We start from the raw sequence: 14,176 nt of genomic DNA on the forward strand, positions 1-14,176 counted from the left end.
CATGGCCTTAGCGTCTGTGCCGCAGGTGATCGACGCCCGTCCCGGCGCACCCCCACGGCGCCGGGCCGGGCCGCAACCGGAAGGTGACGGCGCGTGCCCACGGCTCAACAGCTGGCCCTGACCGATGAGGAGACCCGTCTCCTCCAGCAAGGGCTGATGGAATGGTGCGGCCCCGCCCGCTGCACGGAGGAGTTCGCCGTCGCCATGGGCTTCGACAGCGCCCAGGACCTCAGCCGACGCGGCATGACGATCCGCAGCTCCCTCGCGGCGAGGGGGGAGCTGGAACCGATGGACTGGGCGCGGGCCCTGCTGGCGACCGAGCTGGCCTTCGTCAGCGAGCTGGTCGGCTCGGGATACGAGTGGTCCACCACGACCGGGTGGCCCGACGACACCACCCTGCGGGTCCTGCGCTCGACGCAGCTGAAGCTGATCCGCACGGTCAGCCCGCTGGTCGGCCGGGGTCTCGGCACCCGGGAGGACCCGCACACGGAGGTCCTGCGGGCCGGCGGAGGGCCCCCGCCGAGCCCGGCTTGGTGACCGCCACGGGCGCGGCCCCATAATCGGCCGTATGCCCGATCCGCTCACGCGCCCCCGCCCCGCGGCGGCGCCCGTACCCCGCGGTGCCCGGCCTCGCGCCAAGGCCCTGCTCGCCGCCGCCGCGCCCGCCCTGGGTGCCTACGCCGTGGTCAGGGCCGTCGGGCTCCTCGTCTTCTGGATCTCCGCCTCGGCCGCCGGGAAGGACGCCCCGCACCTGCTCGGCGGACGCTGGGACTCCGTCTGGTACCAGCGGATCGCCGTCCACGGCTACGGCCACACCGTCACCCTCCCCGACGGCGGCGTCCACCCCGACCTGGCCTTCTTCCCGCTCCTCCCGGCCCTGGAACGCGGCATCGCCGCGGTCACCCCGCTCACCGTGCAGGGCGCCGGGATCGCCGTCGCCTGGCTGGCGGGGCTCCTCGCCGCCTGGGGGATCTTCGCCGTCGGCGCCGAGCTGCACGGGCGGCGCACCGGAGTGGTGCTGGCCGCGCTGTGGGGCGCGTACCCGACGGCGTTCGTGCAGTCGATGGCCTACACCGAGACCCTCTTCACCGCCCTCGCCGCCTGGTCGCTGTACGCGGTGCTCAAGGACCGCTGGATCGCCGCGGGCGCGCTGTGCGTCCTGGCCGGGCTGACCCGCCCCTCGGCCGCCGCGCTCATCGCGGCGCTCGCGCTCACCGCCGTCGCCGTCCTCGTACGGGAAGGGCGCTCCGGCGGCCGGGACGGCCTGCTGCGCCGGAACGGGCGCATGCTGCTGGGGGTCTGCCTGGCGCCGCTGGGGTGGCTGGCCTACGTCGTGTTCGTCGCCGTACGGCAGGGCGGCCCGTTCGCGTACTTCGACGTCCAGGCACAGTGGGGCAACAGCATCGACGGCGGCCGGGCGCTCGCCGCGTTCATCGCCGGGCTGCCGCTGCCCGCCGCGCTCGGGCTCTGTGCCGCGCTGGGACTGCTGGGGTGGCTGGTGTTCCTGTGTGTACGGCAGCGGCAGCCGCTGCCCGTGCTGGCGTACGGCATCGCGATCGTCGTCGTCTCGCTCGTCGGCTCCGGCTACTTCGGGTCCAGGCCCCGCCTGATGATGCCCGCGTTCCCGCTGCTCCTGCCGCCGGCCGTCGCCCTCGCGGGGCTGCGCACGACGGCGCGTACGGGCGCGGTGCTCGCCGCGCTCGCCGTCGGCTCCGCCGCGTACGGGGCGTGGACGCTGCTGGGGTCCGGCCCGCCGTGAGTTGGGCCCACGGGCCCACGCGCCGGGAGCGCCCCGGTTGTTAGCGTGCTGATCCGGTGCACGTCGGGTCAGGAGCGGTGAGCGATGAGGGTACGTACCACGGTCGTGGCGGCGAGCGCGCTCGTCCTCTGCCTGGCAGCCGCGGGCTGCGGGCCCGACGACGGGGGCGGCGACGGCAAGGGGACCGGCGCGAAGGCCACCGCCTCGCGGACACCGGCCGCCGGCTCCGGGGCCGTCGCCAGCGGGGAGCCCGCCCCGTCCGGGGAGCCCGCGCCCACGGTCACCAGCGACGGCAGGACCCTCACCGAGCCCGAACTCGCGAAGGTGGCCCTCACCACGGGCGAGGTGCCCGGCTACGCGATCGCGCCCCTGGAGGGCACCGACGAACGCGGCACCGAGAAGCCGGAGGACGAGGCCTGCCGGCCGATCACGGCGATCATCAACGGCTCGCCCGAGCCCGCTCCGGCCGCCACCGTCTTCCGTACGGCCATGGACACGGCGGAGGAGGGCAAGGACGACCAGACCGTCGTCACCGAGATCCTCACCTCGCACCCGAAGGGCGGCGCCGAGGAACTGCTGCGCTCGGTCCGGGACGCCGTACGGGCCTGCGCAGCCGGATTCCGGACGACGAGCGACGACGGCCCGTCCACCTACACCGGGGTGAAGACGCTCCCCGCACCCGGCGCGGGCCAGGAGTCGTTCGCCTACCAGGTGACGGGCAGCCTGGAAGGCGTCAGGGTGCCGCTCGTCTTCCACCTCGTACGGACCGGGTCGACGGTCGTCACCTTCTACGCCGCCAACTTCCTCCAGGAGACGGCACCGGAGATCCCGGCCGCACTCGTCACCGCGCAGGCGGCGAAACTTCCGTAGCCGGTACGGAGACCCGCACCCGCGTCCCGGGCCGCAGGCCCCACCGCTCCATCGCGCCGGCCTCCGACTCCACCACATGGCGGGCGCGGATCCTGGGCAGCCCGAGCCGGCCCGGCCTCATCGTGCGGACCGCCAGCACGTTGAACTTCCGGTCCAGGTAGGCCACATCGATGGCGAACCGCATCCGGAACGTGTGGATGCTCCCGCACGGGGTGATCAGCAGCGCGCCCTCGACACCGTCCGCGCCGAGCAGCCCGCGCGTCCGCGCCCGGTACGAGGCGGCGATGCGCAGCGGCACCTCCCGCACCTCGGAGTCCGCCCCGACCGTCAGTGTCCCGCCACCGTCACGCCATTTCCCCATGGGAACCGACCGTAGCGGCTGCGGCCGGCCTGTGGGCCCGGAACGGCCGGCAGTGGGCCCCCGGGCCCAAGACCCCGCCGTGCGGGGCGGATTAGGGTCGCCACCGTGGACGCCACACTGATTGCGGTCGCCGCGCTCTGGGGCGCCGCCGCCGGACTGCTGGTCCCGCGCGCCGCGTACCGCTTCTCCGTCGAGCCCGAGGAGCCCTGGCGGGACGCCTGCCCGGCCGGGCACGCCCTCACGGGGCCGGCCGGGGGCTGGCTGGGGCCCACCAGGTGCGCGGCGTGCGCCGTGACCGTCCCCTCCCTTCCGGAGGGCTCCGCCCCGGGGGCCCCGGCGCCGGCCGCGCCGGGCCGCTACGCCCCCGCCGTGCTCGCCCCGGTCGTCACCGTCGTCGCCTGCGTGGCGCTCGCCGCCGCCACCGGGGCCCGCCCCGAGGCCGTCGTCTGGCTGCTGCTGGCGCCCGTCGCCGTGCTGCTCGCCGTCATCGACCGGCGCGTCCACCGGCTCCCCGACGCGCTGACGCTGCCGCTGGCCGGTGCCGCCGCCCTGCTCCTGGGCGGCGCGGCGCTGCTGCCCGAGCACGGCGGGTCCTGGACGTCGGCCCTGCTCGGCGGAGCGGCGCTCGGCGGCTTCTACCTGGTGCTGTTCCTGATCAACCCGAACGGCATGGGCTTCGGCGATGTGAAGCTGGCCCTCGCCCTGGGCATCGCGCTCGGCTGGTACGGCTGGGGCGTGCTCTGCGCGGGAGGCTTCGCCGGGTTCCTGTTCGGCGCGCTGTACGGGACGGGGCTGATGCTGCTGCGGCGCGCGGGGCGCAAGACGGGCATCCCGTTCGGCCCGTTCATGATCGCCGGTGCGCTGACCGGCCTGCTGTTCGGGGGCCTCGCCGCATGACCCCGCCCCGCACCTCACCCGGCACACGGATGTACGGAATATCCGGTCGCGCCCGGCGGTGTCCGGCTGACACCCTTCCCGTATGACCGGATCGTCCGCCCCTTCCTCCTCTTCTTCCTCCTCCGCCTCCGAGGCGCGTTTCGACGCCCTCGTCGCGGAGGCCGACGCCGTCTCCGTCGACGGCTGGGACTTCTCGTGGCTCGACGGGCGGGCCACCGAGCAGCGCCCCTCCTGGGGGTACGCGCGGACCATGGCGGACCGGCTGGCCCGGGCCGGGGCGGCGCTCGACATCCAGACCGGGGGAGGGGAGGTCCTGGCCTCCGCGCCCGTGCTGGCGCCGCTCACCGTGGCCACCGAGTCCTGGCCGCCGAACGTCGCCCGTGCCACAGCCCTGCTCCATCCGCGCGGCGCCGCCGTCGTCGCGGACTCCGACGAGCCGCCGCTGCCCTTCGCCGACGGCGCCTTCGACCTGGTCGTCAGCCGGCACCCGGTGACGACGTGGTGGGACGAGATCGCCCGGGTCCTGGCACCCGGAGGGACGTACCTCTCCCAGCAGGTCGGTCCGGAGAGCGTGTTCGAGCTCGTCGAGTACTTCCTCGGCCCGCGGACGGCCGAGGAGCGCGGCGCGCGGGACCCGGGGCGAGCCCGGGAGGACGCGGAGGCCGCCGGCCTGGAGGTGGCGGACCTGCGCGCCGAGCGGCTGCGCGTCGAGTTCCTGGACATCGGCGCCGTCGTCTACTTCCTGCGGAAGGTCATCTGGATGGTGCCGGGATTCACCGTCGGCGCCCACCTGCCCCGGCTGCGCTCCCTCCACCGGCAGATCGAGGAGGAAGGGCCGTTCGTCGCGCACAGCGCACGCTTCCTGATCGAGGCCCGGAAACCTGATCGACCGTCAACGAACCGTCGCTGAGGGAGGCTTCACCCGCCACGGATGCAACGGCATCACCTGCCCCTCCGTCCTACCCATCAGTAGTGCGACCCTGGTGGTTGAGCGCACAATGAAGGAGCAGGTCATGTCGGTGGGAAGGGAAATGCCGGGCGGAGAGATCAGCCCGCCGGCCGGCCGGCCGCGCCACGGGAAGGCCGACTGGCTCACGGGTGCGCGGATCACCGCCGTCCAGGGCCTGTTCTACCGCCCCGAAGGCCGCGCGGGGGAACCGGAAGCCGTCGAATTCGTGCTGGAGGGCGGCCAGTCGGTGCTGCTGACCTGCGCCTCCGACCACACCCTGAACATCACCGCGGGAGCCTGGCCCGGCCTGCCCGACTGGTGCGTCCCGGCAGGCCAGTGGCAGTTCGAGCAGCTGAGCAGGCTGCCTCCCCCTCCGTACGGCGGGGCGTGGACCGTCGTCGGCACGCAGGAGCGGCGCGACGAGCACGGCGAGGTGCGCGAGGCGGTGCTCCGGTGCGAGAACGGCGACTTCGTGATCCTCGGCGGCGACACGGTGGCGATCCGCTTCCAGCCCGGCTGAGACCTGGCCGCGCCGCCGCTCCTGAGGGCCCGCGACCGTGCCCGCAGCGCAGTCCGGCGAATTCGGAGAGTGATTATTTCGTGGCGTGGCACCCAGCAGCACTTACGAAGGGTTATGGTGGAAACCCCCCCTCGGGCCGGTCCGTACCCCCCCCCACGGACCGGCCCGTTTTTTGTGCCCGGACTCCGGTCCGGGGCGGGGGCCGCGCGTCAGCCCCGGTTGGCCCAGATGTTGGTGCTCGCGGTGTCCACGGCGAAGGTGTCGATCTCCTTCAGCTCGGCGGCGGTCAGCGCCGGGGCGGCGAGCGCGGCCACGTTCTCCTCCAGCTGCCGCACGCTCGACGCGCCGATCAGGGCCGACGTCATACGGCTGTCGCGCAGGACCCAGTTGAGCGCCAGCTGCGCCAGCGACTGTCCCCGGCCCCGCGCGATCTCGTTCAGCCCCCGCAGCCGGCGCACCATCTCGTCCGAGAGCAGCCCCGGGTCCAGGGACTTGCCCTGGCTGGCGCGCGAACCCTCGGGGATGCCCGCCAGGTACTTGCCGGTGAGCAGCCCCTGGGCGAGCGGGGCGAAGGAGATGCAGCCCATGCCGGCCGTCTCCAGGGTGTCGAGCAGCCCGTCGGCCTCCACCCAGCGGTTGACCATCGAGTAGGACGGCTGGTGGATCAGGGCGGGCACGCCCATCTCCTTGAGGATCCGTGCCGCCTCGGCGGTCTGCTCCGCGTTGTAGGAGGACACGCCCGCGTACAGGGCCTTGCCCCGGTTCACGGCGGAGGCGAGCGCCCCCATCGTCTCCTCGAGCGGGGTGGCGGGGTCGAAGCGGTGGGAGTAGAAGATGTCGACGTGGTCGAGGCCCATCCGCCGCAGGGAGGCGTCGAGCGAGGACAGCAGGTACTTACGGGACCCCCATTCGCCGTACGGGCCGGGGTGCATCAGATAGCCGGCCTTGGTGGAGATGACGAGCTCGTCCCTGTACGGGGCGAAGTCCTGGCGGAAGAGCTTGCCGAAGTTCAGCTCGGCGGAGCCGGGCGGCGGTCCGTAGTTGTTGGCCAGGTCGAAGTGGGTCACGCCCAGGTCGAAGGCGCGGCGCAGGATCGCCCGCTGGGAGCCGAGGCTGCGGTCGTCGCCGAAGTTGTGCCAGAGGCCGAGCGACACGGCCGGCAGCTTGAGCCCGCTGCGGCCGGTGCGGCGGTATTCCATGGAGTCGTAGCGGGACGCTTCGGGGAGGTAGGAGAGGGAATCAGTCACGTTTCACTCTAAGACGGAGCGGCGCACGCGGGCGGCGTCGCACCCGCCCCCGTGCGCCGGTCGGCCTTATCACGGAGTTGTGACAGACCGGGTTGGGCCCCTGTGACCCCGCCGCAGTAATGTGGCGGCTTCGGGACATGCCGATCCGCTGCGCGAGAAGCGCGGGGTGCGGACCGCGCGGCGATCCCCCGGGGGGCGGCCCCGGACCCCCCGCGAGGGGGAGGACGGGCCAGGGCCCGTACGGAACCGAGAGGGTGAACTCAGTGAACTTGCGCGACCTGGTGTACGGGCTCTACGCACGCCGGGTGGGAGGCCGCCTGGACCACGACCAGGTGCCCAAGCACATCGGAGTCATCCTCGACGGCAACCGGCGGTGGGCGAAGGCGTCCGGCGGCTCGGCCGTGCAGGGACACCAGGCCGGGGCGGACAAGATCTCGGAGCTGCTCGGCTGGTGCAGCGAGACGGACGTCGAGGTCGTCACCCTCTGGCTGCTCTCCACGGACAACTTCGACCGGCCGGAGGCGGAGCTCATCCCGCTGCTCGGCATCATCGAGAACACCGTGCGCCAGCTGGCGTCCGACGGCCGCTGGCGCGTCCACCACGTCGGCACCCTGGACCTGCTGCCCTCCAGGACCCAGACGGTCCTCAAGGAGGCCCAGGAGGCCACGGCGGGGGTCGACGGGATAATCGTGAACGTCGCCGTCGGCTACGGCGGGCGTCAGGAGATCGCGGACGCGGTCCGCTCGCTCCTCCTGGAGCACTCCTCCCGGGGCACCACCTTCGAGGAGCTCGCCGAGGTCGTCTCCACGGACCTGATCTCCGAGCACCTCTACACCCGCGGACAGCCCGATCCGGACCTCGTGATCCGTACGAGCGGGGAGCAGCGGCTGTCGGGCTTCATGCTCTGGCAGAGCGCCCATTCGGAGTACTACTTCTGCGAGGTCTTCTGGCCGGCCTTCCGCAAGGTCGACTTCCTGCGCGCCCTGCGTGACTACGCGGCGCGCCACCGGCGCTACGGCGCCTGAGGGGCCCCGCGGCCGCTCCCGGGTCCCCGGCCCGGGCTGATCCAAACGGAAGACCCTTGTCGCAGGCAGGGGCATGGCTTCGCGTGTTCGAGGGAATACAGCTCTCAGGTCGATGTCCGGTCAGTAACCAGGCGGACGTCGCAGCCAAGTGAGCGGCACCCAGCCCGCTCGCCCGGGAGGCCCTTTGCACACGAAGGACCGCACACCGTGCGGCCGACGCGGAGGGCCGGTGTTCGGCCCGCGCACGGGGCCCGAACCCGGTCCGTCCTCTCCCTTCGGGAAGTTGCGCGACGTCCGTCGCACTCCCCGACCTCGTCCGAGGGGGTACGTCCTTCCGTGGTGACCAGCACTAAGCGCCGCATGCCCGACAGGCGCACCTATGTTCTCGACACCAGCGTCCTGCTGGCCGACCCCAAAGCCATGACCCGGTTCGACGAGCACGAAGTCGTGCTGCCGATCGTCGTGGTCACGGAGCTGGAGGCCAAACGGCACCACCCCGAGCTGGGATACTTCGCCCGGCAGGCCCTGCGCCTTCTGGACGACTTCCGGATCAGGTACGGCCGGCTGGACGCCCCGATCCCGCTCGGGGATCTGGGCGGGTCGCTCCGTGTCGAACTCAACCATTCCGACCCCGGCGTGCTGCCCGCCGGCTACCGGTTGGGGGACAACGACTCACGGATCCTCGCGGTCGCACGCAATCTGCAGGCCGAGGGGTACGACGTCACCGTCGTCTCCAAGGACCTGCCGCTGCGGATCAAGGCGTCCTCGGTCGGCCTCCTCGCCGAGGAGTACCGCGCCGAGCTCGCGGTCACCGACTCCGGCTGGACCGGGATGGCCGAGCTCACCCTCGCCGCGGAACAGGTCGATCTGCTGTTCGGTGAGGAGAGCCTGTTCATCCCCGAGGCGGCCGAGTACCCCGTGCACACGGGGCTCGTCCTCCAGTCCGAGCGGGGCAAGGCGCTGGGCAGGGTTACGGCCGAGGGCAACGTGCGTCTCGTACGCGGCGACCGGGAGGCCTTCGGGATCCACGGCCGCAGCGCCGAGCAGCGCATCGCGCTCGATCTGCTCCTCGACCAGGACGTCGGCATCGTGTCCATGGGCGGCCGGGCGGGGACGGGCAAGTCGGCCCTGGCGCTCTGCGCGGGCCTGGAGGCCGTGCTGGAGCGCCGTCAGCACCAGAAGGTGATGGTCTTCCGTCCGCTGTACGCGGTCGGCGGGCAGGAGCTCGGCTATCTCCCCGGCAGCGAGGCCGAGAAGATGAGCCCCTGGGCGCAGGCCGTCTTCGACACGCTGTCGGCGGTCGCCGGGCGCGAGGTCATCGAAGAGGTGCTGGGCCGTGGGATGCTGGAGATCCTGCCGCTCACCCACATCCGGGGCCGCTCGCTCCACGACGCGTTCGTGATCGTGGACGAGGCGCAGTCGCTGGAACGGAACGTCCTGCTGACCGTGTTGTCCCGTATCGGGGCGAATTCACGGGTGGTGCTCACGCACGACGTGGCGCAGCGGGACAACCTCAGGGTCGGCCGGTACGACGGAGTCGTCGCCGTGGTCGAGAAACTGAAGGGGCATCCGCTCTTCGCGCACGTCACGCTCACCCGTTCCGAGCGCTCCCCGATCGCCGCGCTGGTGACCGAAATGCTGGAGGACGGTCACATCTGACCCGTAACACCCCATAGGTGCCGCCCGGCGAGCCAAGGAGCTTAGCCGGGCGGCATTGTGCTGCGCCGTCATTTCCGAAAAAGTGGTGCGCCAAACGGGGTGTGACCTTTCCCACGCAACACAGAATTGCAACAGGCCGTGTCCGTCCGGCAGAGTCTTGCTTCCGTCAGGCCCCGCATACGGCACTTGGGCACCTCCAGAGGCGCCACGCACCACACAACTCAACAATCGCCGTCCGTATGCCGCCCGCGAGAACCATGCGGCGCTTCCGTGAGGAAGTCGCCCACCGGGCCCGTGCCTCCCGTGACCCATGCAGTAGGGAGGCCAGTGTCAAGGGCACGATTGCGCCCGCGAGGTCACCTAAGCGGGCGATGCTGGAAGGACACCGTGTGAGCCGGATCTCGGTCCGGGGGTTCGCCGTGGCATCTGCCACCGCGGTCACCACCGTAGGCGCCGTCGTAGGCGTTGCGTCGGGCAGCACTCCCGCTGCCGACGACAACAACTTCGAGGCGGCCGCAGCCGACACCACGCTGCTCGCAGACATCCCCGCGGGCCAGCAGGCCCAGGTTCAGACCGCTTCGCTGACGCAGCAGGCCGACGCCCAGGCGTCCGCGGCCGACGCGGCGGCGAAGAAGTCCGCCGAGGAGACGGCCCGCATCCAGGCCGCCAAGGACGCCAAGTCGAAGAAGCAGGCGGCCGAGGACAAGCTGGAGGCGGAGCGCAAGGCCAAGGACGACGCCGAGCGCGCGAGCCGCGACTCCGTCCGTGACGCCTCCTCGTTCTCGGCGCAGGGTTCCTACAGCGTGGCCGACGTACAGGCGATGGCCCGCCAGATGATCCCCGCCGACCAGTTCCAGTGCTTCAGCAACATCGTGAACCACGAGTCGAGCTGGAACTACCGGGCGAGCAACCCCTCCTCGGGCGCGTACGGTCTGGTCCAGGCACTGCCCGGCTCCAAGATGTCGTCCGCCGGTGCCGACTGGCAGACCAACCCGGCCACCCAGATCAAGTGGGGCCTCAGCTACATGGACGGCCGCTACGGCAGCCCGTGCGGCGCCTGGTCCTTCTGGCAGGCCAACAACTGGTACTAGAACCCCGCGAGGTTCGCTCAACTCCGGGAAGCCCCGCACCGTCCTACGGTGCGGGGCTTCCCGCGTGTACGGTCGTCCGGACAACCCCCGGGGGCGTGTGCGGGGCGAATGGGGGAAGGAAAGATCCATGTCGAAACTTCCGGGGTGGCTCGGCCGGCTGGGCGCCGAACTCACCGAGATCGGGGCGCGCCTGGAAGAACGCCGCGCCGAGGACGAACGCAGGGCCGAAGCGGATGCCGTGAGCGGCTCGTCGTCGACGCTCTCCACGGTCGTCGCCGAACAGGTGCCCGCCCCGCCCTCCTACGCCCCCTCCGTGGCGGCGAAGCCCGACCCGGTCGCCGCGATCCCCTGGGGGATGCGGGTGGCCGCCGAGGCGGGCTGGCGGCTGCTGGTCCTGGCCGGCACCCTCTGGGTGCTCATGCGGATCATCAGCGCCGTCCAGCTGGTCGTCCTCGCGTTCGTCGCCGCCCTGCTGGTGACCGCCCTGCTCCAGCCGACCGTCGTACGGCTGAGGCGGTCCGGGCTGCCGCGCGGGCTGGCCACCGCGGTCACCGCGGTGCTCGGCTTCGTCGTGATGGGCCTGGTGGGCTGGTTCGTCGTGTGGCAGGTGATGGACAACCTGGACACGCTCTCCGACAAGGTGCGTGACGGCATCGACGAGCTGAAGCGCTGGCTCCTCGACAGCCCGTTCCATGTCACCGAGTCGCAGATCAACGACATCGCGAAGAACCTCAGCGACACCATCGGCACCAACACCGAGGAGATCACCTCCGCCGGGCTCCAGGGCGTCACCGTGATGGTGGAGATCCTCACCGGGATGCTGCTGGCGATGTTCTCGACGCTCTTCCTGCTGTACGACGGGAAGCGCATCTGGCAGTGGGTGCTCAAGCTGGTCCCCGCCCAGGCCCGTCCGGGCGTCGCGGGCGCCGGACCGCGCGCCTGGCGGACGCTGACCGCCTATGTGCGGGGCACGGTGATCGTCGCCCTGATCGACGCGATCTTCATCGGGCTCGGGATCTACTTCCTCGACGTGCCGATGGCGGTGCCGCTGGCCGTCTTCATCTTCCTGTTCGCCTTCATCCCGCTGGTCGGCGCGGTGGTCTCCGGCGCTCTCGCGGTGGTCGTCGCGCTCGTCACCCAGGGCGTGTTCACCGCGCTGATGGTGCTGATCGTGGTGCTCGCCGTGCAGCAGATCGAGGGCCACATCCTCCAGCCCTTCATCCTCGGCCGCGCCGTACGCGTCCACCCGCTGGCCGTCGTCCTGTCGGTCGCGGCGGGCGGCATGGTCGCCGGCATCGGCGGAGCGGTCGTCGCCGTACCGCTGGTCGCGGTCACCAACACGGTGGTCGGCTATCTCCGCTCGTACGGGCAGGACGCGGCCGTGCTCCAGGGGCCCGGGCCGCACGGCGCCACGGCGTTGTCCGCCCTGCCGCCCACGGAACCGCCCACCGCCCGGCGGGCCGAGGAGCCCGAGGGCGGGGACGGGCGGCCGGAACACCCGGCGGACGATCCGGAGAAGTGACATGAGAAGGGCCCCGGGGACGGTCGGTCGTCCTCGGGGCCCTGCTCGTTCACGGGGTACTACACGGCGAGGACGGCCTCGGCTTCGAGGGTCACGCCGACCGCCTGGATCACCGAGGCGATCTTGACGGCTTCCTGAATGGTCTCACGGTCGACGCCCGCCTTGCGCAGCACCTGCTCGTGGGAGTCCAGGCACTGGCCGCAGCCGTTGATCGCGGAGACGGCGAGCGACCACAGCTCGAAGTCGACCTTCTCCACGCCCGGCTTGCCGATGACGTTCATCCGCAGGCCCGCACGGAGGTTTCCGTACTCGGGGTCCGACAGCAGGTGCCGGGTGCGGTAGAAGACGTTGTTCATCGCCATGATGGCGGCCGCCGACTTCGCCGCGGTGTACGCCTCGGCGGAGAGGTTGGCCTTGGCCTCCGGCTCCAGCTCGCGCAGCACCTTCGGCGAGCGCGAGGCGATCGCGCAGGCCAGGACGGTGCCCCACAGCTGCTGCTGGGGAAGCTCGCTGTTGCCGATGACCGAACCGAGGTTCAGCTTCAGGTCCTTGGCGAAGTCCGGTATGGCGGACTTCAGTTCATCGAGTGCCATGTCGTATCAGCTCACTCGCCCGAGAGGAGGGCGACCGGGTCGAGGGTGTTCTCGCCCTTGGTCCAGTTGCAGGGGCAGAGCTCGTCGGTCTGCAGGGCGTCGAGGACCCGCAGGACCTCCTTGGGGTTACGGCCCACGGAACCGGCGGTCACCATCGTGAACTGGATCTCGTTGTTCTGGTCGACGATGAAGACGGCGCGCTGCGCGAAGCCGTCCTCGTCCTCGATGCCGAGGTCACGCATGAGCTCGTGCTTCGAGTCGGCCAGCATCGGGAAGGGCAGGTCGGTCAGGTCCGGGTGGTCCTTGCGCCAGGCGTGGTGCACGAACTCGGAGTCGCCGGAGAAGCCGAGGACCTGCGCGTCACGGTCGGCGAACTCGTCGTTCAGCTTGCCGAAGGCGGCGATCTCGGTGGGGCACACGAAGGTGAAGTCCTTCGGCCACGCGAAGACGATCTTCCACTGACCCTCGTAGGTCTTGTGGTTGATCTGCTCGAACTCCTTGCCGCTCTCCAGCGACACGCAAGCGGTCAGGTCGAACTCGGGGAACTTGTCACCGACAGTGAGCACGCGCACTCCTTGCTGCGTAGGAAATCCCCTTTTGGGGGCGTTCCTGGGGGTTGGACTGCCCCCACCTTGGCACAGAGTGCATTGATCACGGAAATAGCTACACTCGGTCCGGATGATCGGAGGTGCCTATCAGTGGCGTATGTAAATCAGGCTATTAGGGTCAAGCAGCCCAGCCTCTCGCAGCTGCGCGCCTTCGCGGCCGTGGCGGAGCATCTGCACTTCCGGGATGCGGCGGCAGCAATCGGGATGAGTCAGCCGGCACTCTCCGGAGCGGTGTCCGCGCTGGAGGTGGCACTGGGTGTCCAGCTCATCGAGCGTACGACGCGCAAGGTGCTGCTCACGCCCGCGGGGGAGCGCCTCGCGGTGCGGAGCCGGGTGGTGCTGGAGGCGCTCGGCGAGCTGATGGACGAGGCCGAGGCGGTGCGCGCGCCGTTCACCGGGGTGCTCAGGCTCGGGGTGATCCCCACGGTGGCGCCGTATCTGCTGCCGGCCGTGCTCCGGCTGGTCCATGAGCGCTACCCGGACCTGGACCTCCAGGTCCACGAGGAGCAGACCTCCTCGCTGCTGGAGGGGCTGGCCGCCGGACGGCTCGACCTGCTGCTGCTCGCCGTGCCGCTCGGGGTGCCCGGGGTGACGGAACTCCCGCTGTTCGACGAGGACTTCGTGCTCGTCATGGAGAAGGAGCACCACCTCGCCGGGCGCACCGGCCTGCCGCGCGGGACGCTGCGCGACCTGCCGCTGCTGCTGCTCGACGAGGGGCACTGCCTGCGGGACCAGGCGCTGGACATCTGCCGGGAGGCGGGACGCACCCAGGGCGCCCCGGTGACGACGACCGCGGCCGGGCTCTCCACCCTGGTCCAGCTCGTCGCGGGAGGGCTCGGGGTGACGCTCCTGCCGCGTACGGCGGTGACGGTGGAGACCGGGCGGAACGACGCGCTGTCCACCGGGTACTTCACGGACCCGGCGCCCTCGCGGCAGGTGGCGCTGGCGGTGCGGACGGGCTCGGCGCGCCACGAGGAGTTCGAGGAGCTCGCCGCCGCGCTGCGCGGGGCGCTGGGGTCCCTGCCGGTACGCGTGGCGGCGGACGGCCGGACCTGAACCACGGTCCGGCCGCCCG

Annotated in this window: 15 protein-coding genes; 11 read left to right on the forward strand and 4 right to left on the reverse strand. The window is 71.6% G+C overall.

What is annotated here, in order from left to right; translation table 11 throughout:
* The first annotated feature begins 93 nt into the window (after window positions 1-93).
* From ACZ607_RS14145 to ACZ607_RS14155, 3 genes are all read left to right on the forward strand, one after another.
* Window positions 94-537, forward strand: a complete 444-nt coding sequence (locus tag ACZ607_RS14145; RefSeq protein WP_469734999.1) for a hypothetical protein — start codon at window positions 94-96, stop codon at window positions 535-537.
* 31 nt (window positions 538-568) lie between these two features.
* Window positions 569-1,759: a hypothetical protein gene (locus ACZ607_RS14150; protein ID WP_469735000.1), complete on the forward strand. Its 1,191-nt coding sequence runs from the start codon at window positions 569-571 to the stop codon at window positions 1,757-1,759.
* Between the two features lie 84 nt (window positions 1,760-1,843).
* The gene (locus ACZ607_RS14155; RefSeq protein WP_469735001.1) at window positions 1,844-2,629 is read left to right on the forward strand and encodes a hypothetical protein; all 786 of its coding nucleotides are present in this window, start codon (window positions 1,844-1,846) and stop codon (window positions 2,627-2,629) included.
* Here the strand turns inward: ACZ607_RS14155 and ACZ607_RS14160 are convergent.
* Window positions 2,601-2,990, reverse strand: a complete 390-nt coding sequence (locus tag ACZ607_RS14160) for a DUF192 domain-containing protein (protein ID WP_469735002.1) — start codon at window positions 2,988-2,990, stop codon at window positions 2,601-2,603. The two genes, ACZ607_RS14155 and ACZ607_RS14160, sit on opposite strands and share 29 nt — an antisense overlap.
* A gap of 105 nt (window positions 2,991-3,095) precedes the next feature.
* Here ACZ607_RS14160 and ACZ607_RS14165 point away from each other — a divergent pair, with 105 nt between their 5' ends.
* The 3 genes from ACZ607_RS14165 (at window position 3,096) to ACZ607_RS14175 (ending at window position 5,356) form a co-directional block, all read left to right on the forward strand.
* Complete coding sequence (locus tag ACZ607_RS14165; RefSeq protein WP_469735003.1) at window positions 3,096-3,887, forward strand: prepilin peptidase; 792 nt, start codon at window positions 3,096-3,098, stop codon at window positions 3,885-3,887.
* A gap of 82 nt (window positions 3,888-3,969) precedes the next feature.
* Window positions 3,970-4,797, forward strand: coding sequence for a class I SAM-dependent methyltransferase (locus ACZ607_RS14170; protein ID WP_469735004.1), 828 nt, complete (start codon window positions 3,970-3,972; stop codon window positions 4,795-4,797).
* A gap of 103 nt (window positions 4,798-4,900) precedes the next feature.
* Entirely contained in the window at window positions 4,901-5,356 is a 456-nt protein-coding gene (locus tag ACZ607_RS14175; protein WP_469735005.1) for a hypothetical protein, read from the forward strand.
* Window positions 5,357-5,565: 209 nt separating this feature from the next.
* Here ACZ607_RS14175 and mgrA read toward each other — a convergent pair whose 3' ends face one another.
* Window positions 5,566-6,603: an L-glyceraldehyde 3-phosphate reductase gene (gene mgrA, locus ACZ607_RS14180; protein WP_469735006.1), complete on the reverse strand. Its 1,038-nt coding sequence runs from the start codon at window positions 6,601-6,603 to the stop codon at window positions 5,566-5,568.
* Between the two features lie 263 nt (window positions 6,604-6,866).
* On the opposite strand from mgrA, the gene ACZ607_RS14185 reads away from it, so the two are divergent.
* The 4 genes from ACZ607_RS14185 to ACZ607_RS14200 all read left to right on the forward strand — a co-directional run bounded on the left by ACZ607_RS14185 (window position 6,867) and on the right by ACZ607_RS14200 (window position 11,900).
* On the forward strand, window positions 6,867-7,628 hold the full coding sequence (locus tag ACZ607_RS14185) for an isoprenyl transferase (protein WP_099174712.1): 762 nt from the start codon (window positions 6,867-6,869) through the stop codon (window positions 7,626-7,628).
* Window positions 7,629-7,964: 336 nt separating this feature from the next.
* Window positions 7,965-9,287: a PhoH family protein gene (locus ACZ607_RS14190; protein WP_124274453.1), complete on the forward strand. Its 1,323-nt coding sequence runs from the start codon at window positions 7,965-7,967 to the stop codon at window positions 9,285-9,287.
* Between the two features lie 389 nt (window positions 9,288-9,676).
* The gene (locus ACZ607_RS14195) at window positions 9,677-10,378 is read left to right on the forward strand and encodes an aggregation-promoting factor C-terminal-like domain-containing protein (RefSeq protein WP_469735007.1); all 702 of its coding nucleotides are present in this window, start codon (window positions 9,677-9,679) and stop codon (window positions 10,376-10,378) included.
* Between the two features lie 127 nt (window positions 10,379-10,505).
* Window positions 10,506-11,900, forward strand: a complete 1,395-nt coding sequence (locus tag ACZ607_RS14200; protein WP_469735008.1) for an AI-2E family transporter — start codon at window positions 10,506-10,508, stop codon at window positions 11,898-11,900.
* A gap of 59 nt (window positions 11,901-11,959) precedes the next feature.
* Here the strand turns inward: ACZ607_RS14200 and ACZ607_RS14205 are convergent, their stop codons facing one another.
* Entirely contained in the window at window positions 11,960-12,493 is a 534-nt protein-coding gene (locus ACZ607_RS14205; RefSeq protein WP_469735009.1) for an alkyl hydroperoxide reductase, read from the reverse strand.
* A gap of 11 nt (window positions 12,494-12,504) precedes the next feature.
* Window positions 12,505-13,059, reverse strand: a complete 555-nt coding sequence (locus ACZ607_RS14210; protein WP_469735010.1) for a peroxiredoxin — start codon at window positions 13,057-13,059, stop codon at window positions 12,505-12,507.
* A gap of 132 nt (window positions 13,060-13,191) precedes the next feature.
* Here ACZ607_RS14210 and ACZ607_RS14215 point away from each other — a divergent pair, with 132 nt between their 5' ends.
* The gene (locus ACZ607_RS14215) at window positions 13,192-14,157 is read left to right on the forward strand and encodes a LysR substrate-binding domain-containing protein (RefSeq protein WP_469735011.1); all 966 of its coding nucleotides are present in this window, start codon (window positions 13,192-13,194) and stop codon (window positions 14,155-14,157) included.
* The last annotated feature ends 19 nt before the right edge of the window (window positions 14,158-14,176 follow it).

This window comes from Streptomyces sp. NPDC104381 (assembly GCF_055583745.1).

Bases quoted from the DNA above. Each gene is read 5' to 3' on its own strand.
- ACZ607_RS14205 (WP_469735009.1), bottom strand. From the start codon at position 12,493: ATGGCACTCGATGAACTGAAGTCCGCCATACCGGACTTCGCCAAGGAC.
- ACZ607_RS14175 (WP_469735005.1), top strand. From the start codon at position 4,901: ATGTCGGTGGGAAGGGAAATGCCGGGCGGAGAGATCAGCCCGCCGGCC.
- ACZ607_RS14160 (WP_469735002.1), bottom strand. From the start codon at position 2,990: ATGGGGAAATGGCGTGACGGTGGCGGGACACTGACGGTCGGGGCGGAC.
- ACZ607_RS14155 (WP_469735001.1), top strand. From the start codon at position 1,844: ATGAGGGTACGTACCACGGTCGTGGCGGCGAGCGCGCTCGTCCTCTGC.
- ACZ607_RS14150 (WP_469735000.1), top strand. From the start codon at position 569: ATGCCCGATCCGCTCACGCGCCCCCGCCCCGCGGCGGCGCCCGTACCC.
- ACZ607_RS14200 (WP_469735008.1), top strand. From the start codon at position 10,506: ATGTCGAAACTTCCGGGGTGGCTCGGCCGGCTGGGCGCCGAACTCACC.
- ACZ607_RS14170 (WP_469735004.1), top strand. From the start codon at position 3,970: ATGACCGGATCGTCCGCCCCTTCCTCCTCTTCTTCCTCCTCCGCCTCC.